Origin of the sequence: Terribacillus saccharophilus (assembly GCF_002272745.1) — a bacterium.
GTDB classification, from domain to species: Bacteria; Bacillota; Bacilli; order Bacillales; family Amphibacillaceae; genus Terribacillus; species Terribacillus saccharophilus_B.
Genome location: NZ_NPBD01000001.1, coordinates 217,097 through 234,905 on the forward strand (window position 1 = coordinate 217,097; position 17,809 = coordinate 234,905).

Annotated in this window: 24 protein-coding genes; 10 read left to right on the top strand and 14 right to left on the bottom strand. The window is 43.2% G+C overall.

Annotated features, from left to right (window positions below; all coding sequences use genetic code 11):
* Positions 1-61 precede the first annotated feature (61 nt).
* Positions 62-640, bottom strand: coding sequence for a CYTH domain-containing protein (locus CHH58_RS01030; RefSeq protein WP_095229936.1), 579 nt, complete (start codon positions 638-640; stop codon positions 62-64).
* A gap of 131 nt (positions 641-771) precedes the next feature.
* Between CHH58_RS01030 and CHH58_RS01035 the strand changes: the two genes are divergently transcribed.
* Genes CHH58_RS01035 through CHH58_RS01045 form a run of 3 tightly spaced genes read left to right on the top strand, consistent with a single transcriptional unit; the run spans position 772 to position 3,082 of the window.
* Positions 772-1,401: a GTP pyrophosphokinase gene (locus CHH58_RS01035; protein ID WP_095229938.1), complete on the top strand. Its 630-nt coding sequence runs from the start codon at positions 772-774 to the stop codon at positions 1,399-1,401.
* 14 nt (positions 1,402-1,415) lie between these two features.
* Positions 1,416-2,213 (top strand): NAD kinase, encoded by a 798-nt coding sequence (locus CHH58_RS01040; RefSeq protein ID WP_038559402.1) that lies wholly within the window; start codon positions 1,416-1,418, stop codon positions 2,211-2,213.
* Positions 2,214-2,218: 5 nt separating this feature from the next.
* A complete protein-coding gene (locus tag CHH58_RS01045) occupies positions 2,219-3,082 on the top strand; it encodes an RluA family pseudouridine synthase (protein ID WP_170937471.1) in 864 nt (287 codons plus the stop codon).
* Here CHH58_RS01045 and prpE read toward each other — a convergent pair.
* Both prpE and CHH58_RS01055 read right to left on the bottom strand, forming a co-directional pair.
* On the bottom strand, positions 3,071-3,808 hold the full coding sequence (prpE, locus tag CHH58_RS01050; protein WP_095229940.1) for a bis(5'-nucleosyl)-tetraphosphatase PrpE: 738 nt from the start codon (positions 3,806-3,808) through the stop codon (positions 3,071-3,073). The two genes, CHH58_RS01045 and prpE, sit on opposite strands and share 12 nt — an antisense overlap.
* 62 nt (positions 3,809-3,870) lie before the next feature.
* On the bottom strand, positions 3,871-5,049 hold the full coding sequence (locus tag CHH58_RS01055; protein WP_095234605.1) for an FtsW/RodA/SpoVE family cell cycle protein: 1,179 nt from the start codon (positions 5,047-5,049) through the stop codon (positions 3,871-3,873).
* A 229-nt stretch (positions 5,050-5,278) separates the two neighbouring features.
* Here CHH58_RS01055 and mgtE point away from each other — a divergent pair, with 229 nt between their 5' ends.
* Positions 5,279-6,643 (top strand): magnesium transporter, encoded by a 1,365-nt coding sequence (mgtE, locus tag CHH58_RS01060; RefSeq protein ID WP_095233100.1) that lies wholly within the window; start codon positions 5,279-5,281, stop codon positions 6,641-6,643.
* A 123-nt stretch (positions 6,644-6,766) separates the two neighbouring features.
* The gene (locus tag CHH58_RS01065; RefSeq protein ID WP_095229946.1) at positions 6,767-7,225 is read left to right on the top strand and encodes a CotO family spore coat protein; all 459 of its coding nucleotides are present in this window, start codon (positions 6,767-6,769) and stop codon (positions 7,223-7,225) included.
* Between the two features lie 48 nt (positions 7,226-7,273).
* Here CHH58_RS01065 and CHH58_RS01070 read toward each other — a convergent pair whose 3' ends face one another.
* Positions 7,274-7,756: a CotY/CotZ family spore coat protein gene (locus tag CHH58_RS01070; protein ID WP_095229948.1), complete on the bottom strand. Its 483-nt coding sequence runs from the start codon at positions 7,754-7,756 to the stop codon at positions 7,274-7,276.
* Positions 7,757-7,975: 219 nt separating this feature from the next.
* Between CHH58_RS01070 and CHH58_RS01075 the strand changes: the two genes are divergently transcribed.
* Both CHH58_RS01075 and CHH58_RS01080 read left to right on the top strand, forming a co-directional pair.
* Complete coding sequence (locus CHH58_RS01075; protein ID WP_095261860.1) at positions 7,976-8,404, top strand: hypothetical protein; 429 nt, start codon at positions 7,976-7,978, stop codon at positions 8,402-8,404.
* A gap of 88 nt (positions 8,405-8,492) precedes the next feature.
* Complete coding sequence (locus tag CHH58_RS01080; RefSeq protein ID WP_095229952.1) at positions 8,493-8,771, top strand: hypothetical protein; 279 nt, start codon at positions 8,493-8,495, stop codon at positions 8,769-8,771.
* Between the two features lies 1 nt (position 8,772).
* On the opposite strand, the gene CHH58_RS01085 is transcribed toward CHH58_RS01080, so the two are convergent.
* The 9 genes from CHH58_RS01085 to CHH58_RS01125 all read right to left on the bottom strand — a co-directional run bounded on the left by CHH58_RS01085 (position 8,773) and on the right by CHH58_RS01125 (position 15,495).
* On the bottom strand, positions 8,773-9,450 hold the full coding sequence (locus CHH58_RS01085) for a DUF421 domain-containing protein (protein ID WP_249274996.1): 678 nt from the start codon (positions 9,448-9,450) through the stop codon (positions 8,773-8,775).
* Between the two features lie 80 nt (positions 9,451-9,530).
* Complete coding sequence (locus CHH58_RS01090) at positions 9,531-9,953, bottom strand: GNAT family N-acetyltransferase (protein WP_095261861.1); 423 nt, start codon at positions 9,951-9,953, stop codon at positions 9,531-9,533.
* Between the two features lie 2 nt (positions 9,954-9,955).
* The gene (locus CHH58_RS01095; protein WP_095229958.1) at positions 9,956-10,471 is read right to left on the bottom strand and encodes a 2'-5' RNA ligase family protein; all 516 of its coding nucleotides are present in this window, start codon (positions 10,469-10,471) and stop codon (positions 9,956-9,958) included.
* Between the two features lie 96 nt (positions 10,472-10,567).
* On the bottom strand, positions 10,568-11,293 hold the full coding sequence (locus CHH58_RS01100; protein WP_095233097.1) for an alpha/beta hydrolase: 726 nt from the start codon (positions 11,291-11,293) through the stop codon (positions 10,568-10,570).
* A 215-nt stretch (positions 11,294-11,508) separates the two neighbouring features.
* Positions 11,509-11,892, bottom strand: a complete 384-nt coding sequence (locus CHH58_RS01105) for a VOC family protein (RefSeq protein WP_095261862.1) — start codon at positions 11,890-11,892, stop codon at positions 11,509-11,511.
* A 144-nt stretch (positions 11,893-12,036) separates the two neighbouring features.
* Positions 12,037-12,903: a metal ABC transporter permease gene (locus CHH58_RS01110; protein ID WP_095261863.1), complete on the bottom strand. Its 867-nt coding sequence runs from the start codon at positions 12,901-12,903 to the stop codon at positions 12,037-12,039.
* Complete coding sequence (locus tag CHH58_RS01115; protein WP_095261864.1) at positions 12,900-13,808, bottom strand: metal ABC transporter permease; 909 nt, start codon at positions 13,806-13,808, stop codon at positions 12,900-12,902. The genes CHH58_RS01110 and CHH58_RS01115 overlap by 4 nt, the downstream gene beginning before the upstream one ends.
* Positions 13,805-14,554 (bottom strand): metal ABC transporter ATP-binding protein, encoded by a 750-nt coding sequence (locus tag CHH58_RS01120; RefSeq protein WP_095261865.1) that lies wholly within the window; start codon positions 14,552-14,554, stop codon positions 13,805-13,807. The genes CHH58_RS01115 and CHH58_RS01120 overlap by 4 nt, the downstream gene beginning before the upstream one ends.
* 11 nt (positions 14,555-14,565) lie before the next feature.
* The gene (locus tag CHH58_RS01125) at positions 14,566-15,495 is read right to left on the bottom strand and encodes a metal ABC transporter solute-binding protein, Zn/Mn family (protein ID WP_095233093.1); all 930 of its coding nucleotides are present in this window, start codon (positions 15,493-15,495) and stop codon (positions 14,566-14,568) included.
* A gap of 202 nt (positions 15,496-15,697) precedes the next feature.
* Between CHH58_RS01125 and CHH58_RS01130 the strand changes: the two genes are divergently transcribed.
* Both CHH58_RS01130 and fosX read left to right on the top strand, forming a co-directional pair.
* Entirely contained in the window at positions 15,698-16,309 is a 612-nt protein-coding gene (locus tag CHH58_RS01130; RefSeq protein WP_095233092.1) for an HD domain-containing protein, read from the top strand.
* On the top strand, positions 16,306-16,716 hold the full coding sequence (gene fosX, locus CHH58_RS01135; RefSeq protein ID WP_095233091.1) for a FosX/FosE/FosI family fosfomycin resistance hydrolase: 411 nt from the start codon (positions 16,306-16,308) through the stop codon (positions 16,714-16,716). The genes CHH58_RS01130 and fosX overlap by 4 nt, the downstream gene beginning before the upstream one ends.
* Before the next feature lie 82 nt (positions 16,717-16,798).
* On the opposite strand, the gene CHH58_RS18130 is transcribed toward fosX, so the two are convergent.
* A complete protein-coding gene (locus CHH58_RS18130) occupies positions 16,799-16,942 on the bottom strand; it encodes a hypothetical protein (RefSeq protein WP_249274997.1) in 144 nt (47 codons plus the stop codon).
* A gap of 491 nt (positions 16,943-17,433) precedes the next feature.
* Here CHH58_RS18130 and CHH58_RS01140 point away from each other — a divergent pair, with 491 nt between their 5' ends.
* Positions 17,434-17,634: a cold-shock protein gene (locus tag CHH58_RS01140; RefSeq protein ID WP_095219437.1), complete on the top strand. Its 201-nt coding sequence runs from the start codon at positions 17,434-17,436 to the stop codon at positions 17,632-17,634.
* Positions 17,635-17,809 lie beyond the last annotated feature (175 nt).

The window sequence follows — 17,809 nt, forward strand, 5'->3', positions numbered from 1 at the left end:
CTGCCCCAAGTAGGGATTGACTGTAAATTTATTTTATCAGCCACCTGCTAAGTTGGGCAACTTATCTGTTTCGGAGGCTGTCATAGAAGCGCTGGATTTTGTTGGGAGTCTTTCGTTTTGTTATACCATTTTCGGTAAGAATGGAGCTGAAAACATGCTCTCCATGTGCATAGCTCTGGGCTTCGAGTTCCAATTCATAATCAGTTACATTACTGTATTTACTTCTATCGAGAACGATGATTGTATCATTATATGACAGTTCCCGGCGGACAGTTTCCAAAGATCCGCCATAAATCAATTCAGCAGTTGAAATACCCATTTCCTGCAGCTGCTTACTGATTTCAGGACCAAGCGTAATATAACCTTGCAGCCAGGAATTTGCTTCCTGCTCTGTCAGAAAGTCATGCGTTTCCAAGAGCCCTTCACCTTGCGGCTGTTTTAGCGTAGATTGATATTTTCCGTTCTTTTCTCTAATTCGCAGTGCAGCACCATGCTGCTTCAGTTGAAAATCTTTTGTTTCGAAATAGTGGTTAACCTGCTGTATTTCAGGCACGCTTTTCATATTAAACACTTCATATAATTTGAGGAATTCCGCTTCTGTAAGCAGATTCTTAAATTCTATTTCAATCTCTTGCGGCATACTGATACCCCCTGTGCGTTCATTGTTGTATTCCATTGTTATGCCAAGCTGCTTTTATGATACACTGAAAGCAGATATAATGCATCTGGAACAACTAGACGCTGCTGGGAAGAAAAGGGGCTACGAAGAGTATGAATTGGGATGTATTTTTAGCACCATATGTACAGGTAGTAGAAGAACTGAAAGTGAAACTGAAGGGGATGCGTTCTCAATTCGAAAATGAATCACGCCATTCCCCGATTGAATTCATCACTGGTCGAGTAAAGCCAGTACGCAGTATCCTCCAAAAAGCAGCCACTAAGCAGGTCACCGTCGACCTATTGCATCAAGAAATCCAGGATATTGCAGGCTTACGAATCGTGACGCAGTTCGTCGATGATATCTATACAGTTGTGGGCATGCTAAAAGCACGGAATGACTTTACTATCGTAAATGAAATTGACTATATCGTTGAAACGAAGGAAAGCGGCTATCGGTCGTATCATATGATCATTGAATATCCGGTCGAGACGATTCACGGTGAAAGGAAAGTACTAGCCGAGATCCAGATCCGAACACTTGCCATGAATTTTTGGGCTACAAATGAGCATTCGCTCAATTATAAATACGATAGCCAAATACCGGCAGAATTGAAGACAAGATTGAAAACGGCGGCAGAAGCTGCATTCCGACTGGACGAGGAGATGTCCAAAATTCGGGATGAAGTACAGGAAGCGCAGCGAATTTATCATGATCAGCAGCAAATCAAAAAGCATAAATAGGGGTGTAAGCTGGGATGAAATATACGGTTCTTTCACGGGGAGATGAGAAGTCGAATGCGATCAAGGAAACAATTGTCGAACATTTGGCGCATTTCAATTTCGAGTATGATGATAAGGAGCCGGCTCTCGCGATATCTGTCGGGGGAGACGGGACTTTCCTAGAGAATTTCCATACATATGTCCATCGTTTGGACAGTACAGCATTTATTGGCATCCATACCGGACATCTAGGATTCTACGCAGATTGGGTTCCTGAGGAATTGGAGAAACTTCTGCTGCAGATCGCCAATAAACCGTACCATATCGTGGAGTATCCTTTGCTCGATATATCCATTACCCACAAAGATGGAAGAGTGGACGAGCATCTGGCACTGAATGAATGCTCCGTCAAAACACCTGATGGATCAGTTGTACTTGATGTTTCGATAAAGGGAGAGCATTTCGAAACATTCCGAGGAGATGGACTTGTCATCTCAACGCCTTCGGGCAGTACAGCCTATAACAAGGCGCTGAATGGAGCTATCATTCACCCTTCTTTGGCATCCATACAAGTGACGGAGCTTGCTTCGATTAATAATCGTGTATTTCGGACGATAGGTTCTCCGCTCATTTTGCCGAGCCATCATCCATGTACACTAAGACCTACGTTGGACAAGAGTTTCCTGATTGCCATTGATCATATGACAGAAAATCATTCAGATATCGAGTCCATCACCTGTTCAGTTGCGAAGCAGCGCGTTCGGTTTGCGCGCTTCCGTCCGTTCCCATTCTGGAAACGAGTGCACGACTCATTCATTGCAGATAAGAGGTAAAAGCTATGAAATTAAGCTGGACCTTGCAGGAGGAAATCGTCATCAAGGATTTCCTTAAACAGCAAGGAGTATCAAGAAGACTATTTAAGACATTCAAGGAGGAGTCGCAGCTGGTAACACTCAACCAGCAGCCGGCGCCTCTTTGGCATATCGGTAAAATTAATGATTGCTTGGAAGTAGAGCTTCCACACGAGGAAGCCGGTGCTTATATGGAGGCAGAGCCGCTCGAGCTGCCTATTGTTTTTGAGGATGAGCATGTACTTGTTCTGGATAAGCAGCCTGGAGTGGCAGTAATTCCATCAATGAACCAGCCGTCAGGCACAATTGCTAATGGTTTGCTTTGGCATTACCAAAAACAAGGACTTGCCTATACAGTCCACATACTGACAAGGCTGGATCGTGATACTTCAGGACTGATGCTTGTCGCTAAACATCGTTATGCCCATACGCTTTTGGCTGCTGACCAAAAGCAAGGGAGAATCCAGCGTTCTTATGCAGCACTTGTGGAAGGTCGTATGGCAGAACAGTCAGGTACAATCAGCAAATCAATCGGCAGGAAGGAAGGCTCAATCATTGAACGGGAAGTGCGACCTGATGGTCAGACAGCCATCACACACTTTCGCGGGCAGATAAGCTTTGCTAATCATACGTTGGTTGAAATTAAGCTTGCTACTGGTAGGACACATCAAATCCGTGTACATATGGCATCGCTCTGCCATCCGCTGGCTGGTGATACACTCTATGGTGGTAATACAGATGTTATCAACCGTCAGGCACTGCATTCACAGCAGCTGCGCTTTATTCATCCGTTTACAAAGCGTGTCCTAACCTTTCATTCACCGATTCCGGCTGACTTTCTAATCGAATGAACGGAATTTCTCTTCGACGAACGGCTGCTGCGACGGAACGCTGTGCAAGGATTGTTCTGGAAAGCGGCAGGCAGTAAGCTTGTTGCCGAATACGCAGCCTGTATCGATATTGATTGTATGATGAATGATACGAGCTTCGAGAACCGGTGTATGACCATAAATGATCCAATCTTTCCCATGATAATGCTTGGCCCAGTCCAGTCTGACTGGACGGCCCAGTTCGTCAATTTCACCAGTCGTATCTCCATAAAGAACAAAGCTTTTCACTTTTTTTCCTTCTTTGCCGATAAGTGATTCTTTGATACCTGCATGTGCTGCAACGGCCCCTAGTTCAGTGATTTGTTTGTAGAGAGGGGCTTTTTTGTAGAGCTGCATGAACATATTGGATAGCTTCCTGCGCTTGTTTGGCTCACAGTTTTGCAATTCTGCTACCGTCGTCTCCAATCCGTGCTTCACCTGAACATTGTTGCCGAGCAAATAACGGTAAAGCTTATCGCAATGATTGCCTGGTACGTAAAATCCGAGCTCTTCTTCTACAAGACGATAGACGAGCTCAATCACTCCTAATGAATCGGGACCGCGGTCCGTTAGATCTCCGATGAAAAATGGCCGGCGGTTTTCTGGATGAACAGGCAAGCCATCTTTCACTTCATAACCTAGTTTGCTAAAAATCTCTAGAAGCTCCGGCAAGCAGCCATGCACATCTCCGATAAAATCTATTTTCATATAAATCACTCCTATATACAAAAAGGGAAAGCTTATAATAGCTTTCCCTTTTTTCGTAAGGCTTATTTCTGTGTTTCGAACATGAATGTACGTGTTCGCGAATGTATATTGAGCACGATACCAATCGCAATCATATAGGCAAGTGTCGAGCTTCCTCCGTAGCTGAGGAATGGAAGCGGAAGTCCGGTAATTGGTACGAGTCCTACTGACATCCCGATGTTCTGGAAAATCTGATACGTGAACATTCCGATGAACCCTGCTGCCAAATAACTGCCGAATGGTTCATTACTCTCCAGTCCCACTTGAATCATCCGATAGATAAGGATGAAGAATAGGAAGAGCACAATAGCAGATCCGATAAAACCAAATTGTTCAGCAATGGCAGAGAAAATATAATCCGTATGTCGTTCAGGTATAGAAACCTGGAAGTTGGAGGCTCCTTTTCCAACGAGAATTCCTGATCCAATCGCCATCAGTCCCAATCGGTACTGGTAACTGGAATCTGGATATTTTTCTGGATAAAGCCAGCCGAGGAAGCGACTTTCAACGTGCTTGAAAATAGTTTCCTGCAAGAAACCACCAACCTGGTTGGGAAAGATAAACGACAGAATAGCCACAAGTACACCAATACCTAACATAATCCCGAGAATAGTCAATAAGAGACGCCAGCTTATTCCAGAGACTAAAATAGTTGCGCCAAGGATTGCGCTTAATACTAAGAAACCTCCAAGGTCCGGCTGTGATGCAACCAATAGCATAGGTGGAAGTGCAACTGCAAACAGTTTTCCGAGAAGGAACAAATCCGTTTTATTTGTGCGGACAGTATTCTTCTCGTTATGTGACATGATGACATGCGCCAAAGCAATGACGACAAATACTTTAACAAATTCAGATGGCTGCATTGTTCCGAAACCAGGCACGATGAACCAGCTGGTGGCACCATTTGCTTCATTGATGATAGCTGCTGGGAATTTGAAGAATAGCATCAAAAGCATTATGATGCCTATTCCATAGAAGATCCACACAAGCTGGCGAAGCCGGTCATAGTCGATCAGCATCATCACAGCAATGACAACTGCACCAAGACCGTACACCATAATCTGCCGCGGCATATATTGGGTCTGGGCTGCAATACCGGATAGTGTCGGCTGCAACTCATATAAAGTAAATGCAGAGACGATACCAAGCAGGATCAAAACTAATATAATTGTTAGATCTAACCGAAATTTGTTAGAATTCATACACAAAACCTTTCTTTCGTTCCTTCCGCATCTCTAGCTGCTATAAAAGCGATTAGATTTTGCAAATGAGTGGAATATAATCTTGTTACAGTTTACAACAAAATGACGGATAAATTAAGTGAACTCTATTAAAGTTTCTTAAACCTTTCACAGAACAGCCGTTATTACGTTGACAAAGAGCAAGATATTACTTACTATTGAGTGTTCTTGCATGCGAGGAGGAAAACGTATGGATCATTTGGAAAACCAAGAAATCTTACTATACCAAAATAAAATCAGGGAAGCACTAGCTAACCAGCAAATCGATCAATTTCGTGCAGAATACCTAGAATTGCACCCATATGATCAGGCTGCTGTTTTCGAGGAACAGCCTGAAGAAATACGTAAACAAATTTATTCCTATCTTTCCCCTGACGAGACCGCAGAAATCATGGAAAACGTTAACTGGGAAAATGCAGACCTGTATTTCACGGAAATGTACTCTCGCTATGCAGCGCAAGTGCTCGCTGAGATGTCCGCAGATGATGCAGTGGATATATTAAAGGAAATGGATAAAAACAAAGTTGCTAGTTTTATCACAATCATGGAAAAAGAAACTGCTGAAGAAATCAAGCATCTTTTGCATTATGAGGATAAAACGGCCGGTAGTATTATGACGACGGAATTCGTCAGTGTCAGTGCCACTGATACGGTACGGGAAGCGATGCTGCACCTGAGAGCAGAAGCGCCTGATGCTGAAACTATCTACTATACGTATGTTGTAGACCAAGATAAGAAGCTGGTCGGAGTCATTTCTTTACGAAATCTCATTATAGCTGAGAAAGACTGGCTTATCTCCGAAGTGATGAGCGACAGAATCGTTAGTGTTGCTGTTGGTGATGACCAAGAGCATGCTGCCCAAATGATGCGTGATTATGACTTCTTGGCATTGCCGGTAGTCGATTTTCAAAATCATATCCTCGGTATCATCACGGTCGATGATATCTTGGATGTTATGGAAGAAGAAGCAGACGAGGATTACAGCCGTCTAGCCGGTGTCAGTGATACCGAAAGGGGAGAAGACAGTGCATTTGTGTCTGCTCGCAAACGGCTGCCATGGCTCGTGGTGCTCCTTTTCCTCGGTATGATTACGGCCAGTTTGATTAGTCGTTTCGAGAATACGCTCAGCCAAGTGGCGATACTCGCGAGCTTTATCCCGCTTATCGGCGGAATGGGAGGAAATACCGGCACCCAGGCATTGGCAGTTGCAGTCCGCGGTATGGCGACAGGGGATGTTGCTAAGCGCGGTAAGATGCGGATGGTGATGCGTGAAGGACTGACAGGTATTATAACTGGACTTAGCTGCGGTATTGTCATTACTGTAGTAGTTGCCTTCTGGCAGCAAGACTTTTTCCTAGGTCTGCTCGTTGGACTATCTATCTTTGCAACCTTGATTATTGCTACGCTGGCGGGAGCGATAATTCCGCTGCTCATGCATAAACTGAACATCGACCCAGCCATTGCTTCAGGTCCGTTCATCACGACAATCAATGATATTATATCCATCTTGATTTATTTCGGGCTGGCAACAGCCTTCATGGGACTGCTGACATAAGTTATGATACGACAAAGAAAAAGACTGTCTACGGATAGTCTTTTTCTTTTGGTGAAATTGGGCACCCCCTCTTGTCAGCTGCATATAATGGGTAGGAATCCTATGTAAAGGAGGGCGTTGCGCGTGTCCAAAGAAAAGGTAAGGCGCCAGCAGCCAATGCTGTTTATTGCCCAGCCGAAGCTTGATCTGCCGATAGCAGAAATGCAGCAGGCTTATCGTACGACAAAAGGAAAAAAGAAAGAAGTAGTAGCAGAAGTAGTAACGGAAGAAAAAAAACCAGAAGTAAAACAAGAAGCTGTTGTACCTAAAGAAGAATTATCACCAGCAGCGAAAAAGATAGCTCCGTCCAATAGAAAAGTGAGTTTCAAAGATTTACCGACGGCAGAAAAGGTTGATTATTTTCTGAATCTCCCTTCTCAGCTTCCTCGTATGAAATGTGAACTTGTTACGACAGAGGGCAGCTTGATCGGCATCATTTCAAGTATAGAAGGAGACCTTATCCAATTCAAATCAATTCGTCGTCCGTTTAGACGTGAAGTAAAACTAGAGGATATTCGAGATATCAAAATACTTGGCTTCTAAAAAAAAAGTTCAATCTTGTAATCAAGATTGAACTTTTCTTGTTAAGACTTAGTTTGTAGGCGGAGTGCCTGTAACGAATGCAGAAATAGCTGGCAAAGTAGTGATATGGGCGAATGCGTTCAAATCAACTGTGAAGCAAATTGCTGTAGCTGTTAGGTTAGTAACCTGCTGTTCAGCAATTCCATCAGGAACTAGTATTAGATCTGCTGGGCTGCGAAGCAATTCCAGCACAGCGCTGTTATCGTCGTAGACTGCTTTCACACGGAAGTAGTAGCTTCCAGCTACTGGCCCAAGTGTTCCTGGAGTTGCTCCTGGTGCAACTCCATATCCACGGAAAATAGCTCCGAGGTCGTTATATAGGCAGATTGGTACTGTATCGAAACCAGTAGATCCTCCGAAGTTGCCTAGAAGATCATTGATGGATTGTTCCGCACTTGTTGCGCAGCACTCGGAATGGATATCTTTTTGTGCATTGGCAATTTCTCTTACGATATCCACGACGACTGTTGAACGTGTTTCTTCGTTGCTCATGATTTAACCCCTCTCGAAATGATAAAGTAATGACGTTTCGTCTTTAATAAGATATGAGGAGCCCTTTGTTATGTGTGGGCACTTAACCGGATAATCCAAGAAGTTCGTAGGTATTTACAGGTGAGGAAAAAACACATGAATAGGCGTACATAGCACACCTTTCCAAGTAGGTCACATAAACTATCAAGACTTGAGTCTAAGGAAAAGGGAGTGAAAGACATGTCTGAGGAAAAAAAGGTTATCCATGTGAAGAACCTGATCATTAAAGCTGATAAAGTTGTGTTGGATGCGGACGATATAGACAAAGGCAAGCATGATCATGACAATAAAAAGCACGATCATGACGATAAAAGGCATGATCATGATGATAAAAAGCATGATCATGATGATAAGAAACATGATCAAGACAATGATTACAATCTGTTCTTCGGTTCCCGCCGAAAGAAAGATGATGATAATCATGAAGAAAATTCCAATCATGATGATAAGCACGGTCATGATGATAAACATAAAGATGATAAAAAAGATGATCGTAAATTTGATTTTGATCCAATCTTCGGTTTCCGCCGGAAGAATGATGATAATCATGACGATAAACAGAAAGACGATGATGACAAAGAGAAAAGCCCCCGAAACTTCTGGTTCTGATAAAAAGCAGCCTCGGCTGCTTTTTTATATGGTTAGACAAGGAGAGAAGCGGGGTAAAGAAGAATAAGATAATAAAGGAGGAGATTACATGAGTTGGACCGTACCAGTTTCATCCTATCAGTATATGGATTATCAAAACAGGATCAACAGCCCAAAAAGCGACCGTTATGTGATTGAAAGGACCAATCCAATAATGTCTAACAGAACAAAGGATACGTTTGAACAGCGCGTTCAGGATCGGCTGGACTACCAAGCTGCCGCTATACCCCGCCAAAAGCGACATCAAACAACCAATGAGACACAATTTGACGGGAAGACATATAGCTTATTAACCGGAAAAGGTCGTTATATCAACACAGTTTGTTAGTTTAATACGATCTGGTAAATAGCCCGTCAACGGGCGTCCATTCCGCATAAACTACCTCAGAAACAGTGCTGAAACCTTGTTTCTTTATTTCATTCTCCAGCCATTCCAATGTTTGGCCGCTATTAACAATGTTATCCTTTATGATTTCACCGTCTAGTATGAACGAAACAGGTAGAGGGTTGGGCTGTTCTTTTAGATCAAGATCATTTCGTGTGGGATTTTGATAAGCGCTTTTTTTCAAGACGCTCAGACTGCCATCAGCTTCGATGATTGCATAATCTACTTCAGAGAGTGAAAAAATGCTGTTGGATCGTAGCTGGTGCATAAGCTGATTGAAATCCATCTTGTTGGCTTTCATATCCTCATACCGAAGTTCGCCTTTGGAGATGATCACAGTAGGTTTCCCTTCCAGAAAACCGCGTGTTCCTTTGAATCGCTGGGTGGTTTTTTCGATGATGACCATCAGTAAGCCCCATGTGATGATTGCGACTGCAATATGCAAAATACCAGCTTCAGGATCAAAAATAGCATTACCGAATAGCTCTCCGACAGCGATTGCAGCGATAAAGTCAAAGGCTGTAATCTGATTCATTTGGGTTTTTCCAAGCACCTTTGTTAATACAAACAGCCCCAAAAAGCCGAAAATGACTTCCGCAATGATATGTCCATATTCTCCCACGTGCAACACACCCCTTCTAAGAGAAAGCATGCCCAAAGGAAACTTGACTATACAAAAAAAGAGACCTCCAAAAGGAAGTCTCACAGCTGTTTTGTCATTGTTTTATGCGGAATGCCAGCATCCATGAATTCTTCTGAAACGACTGTATAACCAAGTCGTTCGTAGAAAGGTATTGCCTGTGTCTGCGCGTTTAGTTTCGCTTTCAGCATACCGCGTTTTTTCGCTTCCTCTTCCATGGCCCACATTAGGTCATTTCCGTAATGCTTGCCTCGGAATTCTTTCAGGATGCAAATGCGTTCCATCTTTGCATACTCATCGACCAAACGCATTCTCGCAGCCGCTCCCGGAGTTCCATCCTCGTATCCGACGAAGTGGATACTTTCATTCTCCAGTTCATCAATTTCATGATCTGCCGGTACTTTTTGTTCCTCAACGAATACTAGTGTTCTTACTTGGAAAGCATCTTGCTGTTGAATACTGTTTTCTGCTACGGTTATTTCCATGTTTATTCCTCACCTAACGTAAAAGTTTCTTTCACAGTCCATTTCCCGTCTTCTTGCTCTTGGAGCAAATGGAACTGTGTGGCTTGTTCTTCATATTGAAATTGCTTCAGTTTCAGTGTACCGTGCAAATCAGCATATTCCCCATTCGAAAGGTTTTGCGCAATCGTAATATGCGGAATGAATGCATATGCTTTCTCACCTTCAAAGAAACCATGATATAACTTTTCGTGCAGTGTTTTTAATTCCTCTGAAGGAGTCACCTTAAAATAGAGTGTATTATGAGCAGGTGCAAACGTACTTACTTTCTCAATTTGATAAGAGAAAGGAGCTGTTTCGCGTGCAATTCGTTTCAGCTCACTTACAGCGTCGATAAGATCATCTTCTTCATTCAAAGGGAATGGCTGCCGTACCTTCATATGCGGTTTGATGAGTGCGTAAGCAGAGTCGTATCGTTTACGATACGAATTGGCTTCTTGCTGCACTTGCTCAGATGGGAAAATTGCTACAGAGTAGTTCATCTCAATACCTCCAATTAAGAATGAATAGCATGCGTACCGTTTGCTTTATGCGTCTTATTATACCAAAGATGGGGCGTGCTGTATGCGGCCGAAGGTTCAGCCGAATACGTCAGTCAGTACCTGTTTCATATCACGTTGCCAATACTTCCATGTATGATCCGCATCCTCCAGTTCCCGATACGTATAATCAACAGTCTTCGTGCTGAAATATTCTTGTAAGCTGCGATTCGGTTCCACAAAGTCCATCTCTTTCTCGAAGCTAGTAGGAACTTTAGTCTCATTCGTGCCGATTGTATGATAAATGGACAAACTATCCAGCTGCTTTGCATCTCTTACTTCCCGCATGACAGCTTCATCGACTAATGGGGACTGCATCACAACTCCACCAAATGTATGCGGGAAGCGAAGGGCAGCCACAAGGGAGAGGGTACCAGCCAGAGAATCGCCCATCAATGTCCTGGTGGCTCCCATATGTAATGTCGGCAAATCATCCTCCAGAACCGGCAGCACTTCATGCAGAAGGAACTGCAGAAAGGCTTCATGTTTCTTTCCATCAGGATAGTATTTATCGATTCGGTCGTGACGGTCACGGTAATGAATGCCGGCGAAGACCGTATTCTGAATCTCGCCGTCACTATGCAGCTGATCACTTAACGTCGCGATGCGCCCCATTTGGAAATAATCGTTACCATCTTGCATAATGCATAGCTGGTACTTATACAAAGGAGAAAATGACTTCGGTTTATACCAGCGTACTTCCAAGCTCTCATCCAAATAGATGCTGTCTATGATGGCACTTTCCATCTTACCATTTCGTTTCATCTGTTAAACCTCGCTTTGTGAAAGGGTTGTGATGTCATTTTACCATGAATGGAAGGAAGAGTATGAATAATACAGGCCGTCAAGGTAAACCTTACAGCCTAATAACTGCTCTTACAGTGAAATAAGTTGGTTTATTCTTTGATTCCATAAAAAAGGATCCATCTCAATTAATCGAAATGGATCTATTAGTGCTGTATTTAATCTATGATAAAGAATCAATCGTTTTTCTCCATGATTGCAAAGTAATTTCCTTCATAATCTGCAAAGTTGAATACTCTTCCAGTTGGCATTGCGACTATTTCTCCGACCGTGACATGATCAATTAATAAATCATTATGTAGTTTATCGAGATTATCTGAGAAAAACATTAAAGAAGGGGTCCCAAGATTTAGTTCAGGCTCCATTTTGGAAATGAATGCTTTGTTGTGTAGAATGATACTTGTTTCTGCACCTTTTGAAGGTGCAATTTCAATCCATCTCATACCCTGACCATCGTCTTCTTTAGCGAGCACTTGAAACCCCAGTTTTTCTGTCCAAAAGTGGACTGCCTGATCCTGATCGCTTACATATAACATAATTTGACCAACGTGATTAATCAATTTTATTCTCCTTTATTTTGGACGTGCCTATACATTCTACAGTCTCGCGGATTTTACCTTCTAGAAGCGCTCATTTAATGAAACAGGCCACGCACTATTAAATATAGAGCGCGGCCGGTCTAATGGACGATACGAAGTCTAAGTTCAAGACGTTTTCATCGTCCGAAAACGTCGCAACAGTCCATACCTTGGTGAGAAAAACCAAGTCAGCAGAAATAAAATACCTCCAGCGGCACTCATCGATCCAGAGATCGAAGCATCCAGTAACAGCGCGCCATAATAACCGAAGACGGCACTTGCGGCACCAAACAAACAGCTGTAAAGCAGCATTACGGATAACCTATCGGTCATAAGGTAAGCGCAGGCGCCCGGCACGACTAGCATGCTGACAACAAGGACGGCACCAACAGCATCAAAGGAGCCGACAGCCGTAATGGATACAAGGCCCATTAATAAGTAATGGATCAAAGCAACCGGAAGGCCTAGCGTTACCGCTAGTGCAGCATCGAAACTAGTGAGCTTTAATTCCTTGTAGAACATTGAAATGACGAGCGTTGCGAATAGGGTGATACATAGGAGCATTCCTGTTGCTTTCGGTATTTCAATTCCAAAGACAGTGTACGTATTCCATGGAATAAAGGCGATTTCTCCCATTAAGGCGTGTTCCACATCGAGGTGGACATCTCTGGCGAAAAGCGAAATAAGTATGACACCGATGGCAAAGAAAGTCGTGAACACAATACCGATACTGGCATCTTCTTGAACACCCGAATTATGAAGTGATTGGATAGCAAATGTCGTCACCAATCCGATAATTGTTGCGCCGATTAGCATATAGATGCCGTTCAAACTGTTTGCAACAAGAAATGCGAGTACGATTCCAAGCAATACACTATGACTAATCGCATCAGCGAGCATCGTCATTCGCCGAACAATCAGGAAACAACCTACCATACCGCAGCTGATTCCGACGAGACAAGCAGTCAGCAGAATCCAACCCTCATATGTCATAAACTTTCCTCCTTCAAGCGTTCAGCACTTACACGATGCGCCATCAGCTTTTGAATAAGACCACGCTTTGGTCCGACAATGAAGGAGACAATAAAACAGCCGGCAGCAGTTACAACGATAAGCGGACCTGTTGCCAAACCGGTGCTGATTGTACTGATTAAAGCACCAACTATCCCAGAGCAAGCCCCAATAGCTCCAGCGATGACCACCATCCAGCCAAGCCGATCCGTCCAGTACCTGGCGCTAATAGCTGGGATGATAAGCAATGCAGCCATCAGAATAACGCCAACCGCTTGGATGCCAATTACGACCGTAATTACAAGCAGGGTAGAGAAGAGTGTTTCAAGTAAACCAACTGGCAGCCCACTGTTTTTGGCAAAGTCAGGATCGAATATAAGCAGCTTCCATTCTTTAAATAGAAGAAAGGCGATGAGAATCAGTCCGCCGGCAGCACCAGCCATTGTATAGACATCTTCCCGGGTCATAGCTGCAGCCTGACCGAAGATGAAGTGGTCGAGTCCGCTTTTATTTCCTCCTGCCTGCTGCGTAATTCGGCTCAGCAAAACAATTCCTGAACCAAAAAAGACGCTTAATATAAGACAGATGGCAGCATCTTTTTTGATCCTCGTCGTTGTAGTGATAAGCTGGATGAGATAGGTTGCCAGTAGTCCCGTTGCAGTCGCACCGAGCAGTAGGACAAGCAACTGCTTCTCACCAATAAGGAGGTAAGCAATACATATGCCTGGCAGAGCTGCGTGAGCAACGGCGTCACCAATAAGACTCTGTTTTTTTAAGAGAGCAAAGCTTCCAAGAACTCCGCTGGCAATCCCAAGCAGCATTGTGCTCAGCACGACCCATTGCGTATTCGGCTGATGCAGCAATGCATTCCACATATCCTGTATCATGACATAACTCGCTTATCGCCGGTTGGTGAGAAGAAAGCCAACGTACCGCCATAGGTTTTTTGAAGCAGGTCTTTTGTAAATACTTGCTCGGTGGGCCCGTTAGCTATCACAGTGCGATTTAATAGAAGTGTGTGATCGAAGTATTCCAGCACTGTCTGTAAATCGTGATGCACAACGATGACCGTTTTGCCTTTATGCTTTAATTCCCGTAACAGATCGATAATCGCTTTTTCTGTTTTAGCATCCACTCCGACGAAGGGCTCATCCATGAAATATACTTCCGCATCTTGCACCAATGCGCGTGCCAAAAAGATACGCTGCTGCTGTCCGCCGGAAAGCTGACGGATCTGCCTATCTGCGTAATCTGCCATTCCGAGCTTGTGTAATGCCTCTTTCGCAAGCGCAATATCCCCCTTTGAAGGCCGTTTGAACCAGCCGATATGTCCATACCGACCCATCAGGATGACATCAAGTGCATTCGTTGGAAAGTCCCAATCAACTGATCCACGCTGGGGTACATACCCTACATTACGATTTTTTGGATTGTAAGGCTTACCCAGAATAGAGATGTGTCCTGATGAACGCTTCAGCATTCCAAGAATGGCTTTGATTAATGTCGATTTTCCTGCGCCATTTGGTCCAACGATGGCTGTAAGACTTCCTTGAGGTATAGAGAGTTCCACTTGATCGAGTACAGCTTTTCTATCATATGCAACTTGTAAATCCTTTACATTCAAGGCTTCCATTCGTCATCCTCCTATTTTAAAGCGTCAACGATCGTGTCTACATTGTGACGATACATGCCGATATATGTGCCTTCATCCGTGCCTTCCTCACCCATAGCATCAGAATAAAGTTCGCCGCCAATTTCAACTTCGTGTCCAGCTTCCTTAGCTCCATCAATCACAGCATTGATAGATTTCTCCGACACACTCGACTCGACGAATACAGCACCAATTTTACGTTCAGTCAGCGTATCCACCAGTCTCTGGATATCAGCCAGACCGAATTCGGAATCAGTAGACAACCCCAGCAGTCCCATCACTTCCATATCATATGCCTCGCCGAAATATTGAAAGGCATCATGCGCTGTAATGAGAACCCGTTGTTCTTCTGGAATGGAGGCTATCTGTTCTTCGGCATAAGCCTTCAGCTCATCCAGTTCCTTTAAATAAGCAGCTTCGTTTTTTTCATAGTCTGCTTTGTTATCAGGATCTTCTTCGATGAATGTGTCTGTAATACTGCCAATTGCATCTTTCCAGATTGCAACGTCAAACCAGATATGAGGATCGGACAATGTGTTATCCTCCGCATCAGTAAGCAGACCCGAACCGTCGATTTTCTCTCCGATTGCTACTGTTGGAGTCTTATCCTGCATATTTTTGAACACTTCCAGCATCTGGCCCTCCAGATGAAGCCCGTTATAAAGAATGACATCGGCATCCTGAAGCTTTTGCATATCGCTTTGCGTTGCTTTGTACAAATGCGGATCAATTCCTGGACCCATTAGACTTTCAACCACCACATGTTCGCCGCCAATCTGTTCGGCAGCATCGGCAATTTGAGCAATAGTCGTGGTCACCTGCAATTTGTTTTCCTCAGAACCCGAAGCAGAATCGGAAGCACCACAGCCAGCAAGTAAGAAGACAGCAAACAAAGGGGAAACAAAGTAAAGCAGCTTCTTCACACAAAACACTCCTTTTCAGTAAATTCAATTCTTTAGGCGTACGCACTTATTTTGCCTTAGTGCAAAATTATATTATGTACATGGGAAAGTCAAGTGCATGTTTGCAAAAAATAATCAATTAAGAAAATAAATTTACCTAGGGCAAAAAACGACATGTACTGCATGAGAATTATGGTAATATGGTCGGAAGGGGATGATACCAATGGAACATATGAGAGGAATCATGCAAGTATTGAGACTTGCTGAAAAGCTCAAATTTGAGATGCGACACAGCTGGCTGTCAAACGGCAGACAGGAAAGTGTAGCCGAACATACATGGCGCGTAGGCCTGATGGCAGTACTTATAGAACCATACATAGAAGAAAAATTAGACATGGCAAAAATGTTGAAGATGATCATGATTCACGATCTAGTAGAAGCGGAGGCAAAGGATGTTCCTGCTTTTGATACGCTGTTTGATGCGGGGAGAAAAGAACAAAAGCAGCTGGCAGAGCAACAAGCAATGGATAACATAAGAGCAATGCTGGAAGAAGAGCCAGGAAAGGAGATGCAGGCACTTTGGCTGGAATTCGAAGCAAAAGAAACATTCGAGGCAAAAGTAGCCAACGCTTTAGATAAGCTGGAAGCACAGCTGCAGCATAATGAAGCTTCGATGGATACGTGGCTGGAGATAGAAAAGGAAATGGTTTACTTGCTAAAGCCTCATACGGAATTCCATTCAGTACTAGATGATCTGCGGCAAGTCATTGTTGCCGAGGCAGAAGAAAAATTGAAAGCGCATGGTTCTATTCAAAGCGTGGGACTTTCGGAATGATTAAGGGGATTAGCCATATCACGTTTGTTGTCAGAAATCTCGATCAAACAGCTTCTCTTTTCAAGGAGATTTTAGATGCGGAAGAAGTATACGACAGCGGGAATGAAAGACATTCATTATATCCGGAGAAGTTTTTCTTGATAGGCGGTCAATGGATTGCTGTCATGCAAGCAGATGATGTTGTGAACCGGACATATCATCACGTCGCTTTTCAAGTAACAGCAACTGACCTCGACACGTACAGAGATAGGATAGAGAAGGCTGGCCTAGAAATAAGACACTCCCGCTCCCGGATTGCCGGAGAAGGGGAGTCCATTTATTTCTATGATTTTGATAATAACCTGTTTGAATTGCATGCGGGCACGCTGGCGGAACGGTTAAAAGCATACAAAAAGGGTGAAGCTTAGGCCAAGCTTCACCCTTTTTCCTATTTCTCTAAGTAAGGCAATATGATAGTTTCAAATGTTTCTGGATTGGTGACGATTCGATTCAAATAATAGGATCATCTTTTACAGTCATCGATTGCGGCGCAAGTATGGCCGCTTGTTCGAAGCCAGCGTCTTTCACAACTTGAGCAACCTTGTCATTCGTATTTCCATAAGGATAGGCGAAGGTGACAGGATCAATATTCAAATGCTTCTCAATCGAGCTTTACTTTTCTCTAAGTCAATGTCATTCAGCCCTGGTACGAAAATAATATTGAACATGTCTTGCCCACCTTTGTGTATTACGCAACTGGGCTATCAAAGTATAATAGATTACACATGAAAAGCACTAGGGGTTTTGTATATATATGTAAAAGAAAGTGAAAAATAGAGAGGTTTTTAGGCTGTCTATAAGCTGCAATTTTCGATTGTTATTTGGATAATTTCTACCATATAATGGGGTTGCTTGATCAGACGAAAAGACAAATAGAGGTGGATATAACTGAGTAAAACCAGGTTTTTACACTTTTAAAATTTTCTGCTTTTATGTATTTGCTATATTCAGTTCTATATGTTATGATGAATTTAGTTATTTTTGTTCGGTGTAAAATTTGCAAGAATGAATTTTATCTTGAGATAGTATGTTTGAACAAGGGTAGTAATACATTTGTGGACAACCCACAACAGGAGGCAATTATTATGGAACAAGGTACAGTAAAATGGTTTAACGCAGACAAAGGATTCGGTTTCATCGAAGTTGAAGGCGGAGAAGATGTATTCGTACATTTCAGCGCTATCCAAGGCGAAGGCTTCAAATCTTTAGACGAAGGTCAAAAAGTATCTTTCGATATCGAACAAGGTCAACGCGGAGCACAAGCTGCTAACGTTAACAAAATCTAATTATAGATAAAAAAGACTCCTTCGGGAGTCTTTTTTCTTTTGGCTAAATTAGCTAGCAAAAACAAAACATATTGTAACGACTTTTAAAATCGCGGTATAAAAATACCAGAGTTGACAGAACTTCTTTAGGGAATCATACAAAAGATCGGCATAAATAATTTTGAATTGATACCTG

What these genes read in the sequence shown, in the direction of transcription:
- CHH58_RS01030 (WP_095229936.1), bottom strand. Translation starts at nt 640, where the DNA reads ATGCCGCAAGAGATTGAAATAGAATTTAAGAATCTGCTTACAGAAGCG.
- CHH58_RS01130 (WP_095233092.1), top strand. Translation starts at nt 15,698, where the DNA reads ATGGAACATATGAGAGGAATCATGCAAGTATTGAGACTTGCTGAAAAG.
- CHH58_RS01090 (WP_095261861.1), bottom strand. Translation starts at nt 9,953, where the DNA reads ATGGAAATAACCGTAGCAGAAAACAGTATTCAACAGCAAGATGCTTTC.
- CHH58_RS01110 (WP_095261863.1), bottom strand. Translation starts at nt 12,903, where the DNA reads ATGACATATGAGGGTTGGATTCTGCTGACTGCTTGTCTCGTCGGAATC.
- prpE (WP_095229940.1), bottom strand. Translation starts at nt 3,808, where the DNA reads ATGAAAATAGATTTTATCGGAGATGTGCATGGCTGCTTGCCGGAGCTT.
- CHH58_RS01115 (WP_095261864.1), bottom strand. Translation starts at nt 13,808, where the DNA reads ATGATACAGGATATGTGGAATGCATTGCTGCATCAGCCGAATACGCAA.
- CHH58_RS01080 (WP_095229952.1), top strand. Translation starts at nt 8,493, where the DNA reads ATGAGTTGGACCGTACCAGTTTCATCCTATCAGTATATGGATTATCAA.
- CHH58_RS01095 (WP_095229958.1), bottom strand. Translation starts at nt 10,471, where the DNA reads ATGAACTACTCTGTAGCAATTTTCCCATCTGAGCAAGTGCAGCAAGAA.
- mgtE (WP_095233100.1), top strand. Translation starts at nt 5,279, where the DNA reads ATGGATCATTTGGAAAACCAAGAAATCTTACTATACCAAAATAAAATC.
- CHH58_RS01035 (WP_095229938.1), top strand. Translation starts at nt 772, where the DNA reads ATGAATTGGGATGTATTTTTAGCACCATATGTACAGGTAGTAGAAGAA.
- CHH58_RS01055 (WP_095234605.1), bottom strand. Translation starts at nt 5,049, where the DNA reads ATGAATTCTAACAAATTTCGGTTAGATCTAACAATTATATTAGTTTTG.
- CHH58_RS01140 (WP_095219437.1), top strand. Translation starts at nt 17,434, where the DNA reads ATGGAACAAGGTACAGTAAAATGGTTTAACGCAGACAAAGGATTCGGT.
- fosX (WP_095233091.1), top strand. Translation starts at nt 16,306, where the DNA reads ATGATTAAGGGGATTAGCCATATCACGTTTGTTGTCAGAAATCTCGAT.
- CHH58_RS01070 (WP_095229948.1), bottom strand. Translation starts at nt 7,756, where the DNA reads ATGAGCAACGAAGAAACACGTTCAACAGTCGTCGTGGATATCGTAAGA.
- CHH58_RS01120 (WP_095261865.1), bottom strand. Translation starts at nt 14,554, where the DNA reads ATGGAAGCCTTGAATGTAAAGGATTTACAAGTTGCATATGATAGAAAA.
- CHH58_RS01100 (WP_095233097.1), bottom strand. Translation starts at nt 11,293, where the DNA reads ATGAAACGAAATGGTAAGATGGAAAGTGCCATCATAGACAGCATCTAT.
- CHH58_RS01040 (WP_038559402.1), top strand. Translation starts at nt 1,416, where the DNA reads ATGAAATATACGGTTCTTTCACGGGGAGATGAGAAGTCGAATGCGATC.
- CHH58_RS01075 (WP_095261860.1), top strand. Translation starts at nt 7,976, where the DNA reads ATGTCTGAGGAAAAAAAGGTTATCCATGTGAAGAACCTGATCATTAAA.
- CHH58_RS01045 (WP_170937471.1), top strand. Translation starts at nt 2,219, where the DNA reads ATGAAATTAAGCTGGACCTTGCAGGAGGAAATCGTCATCAAGGATTTC.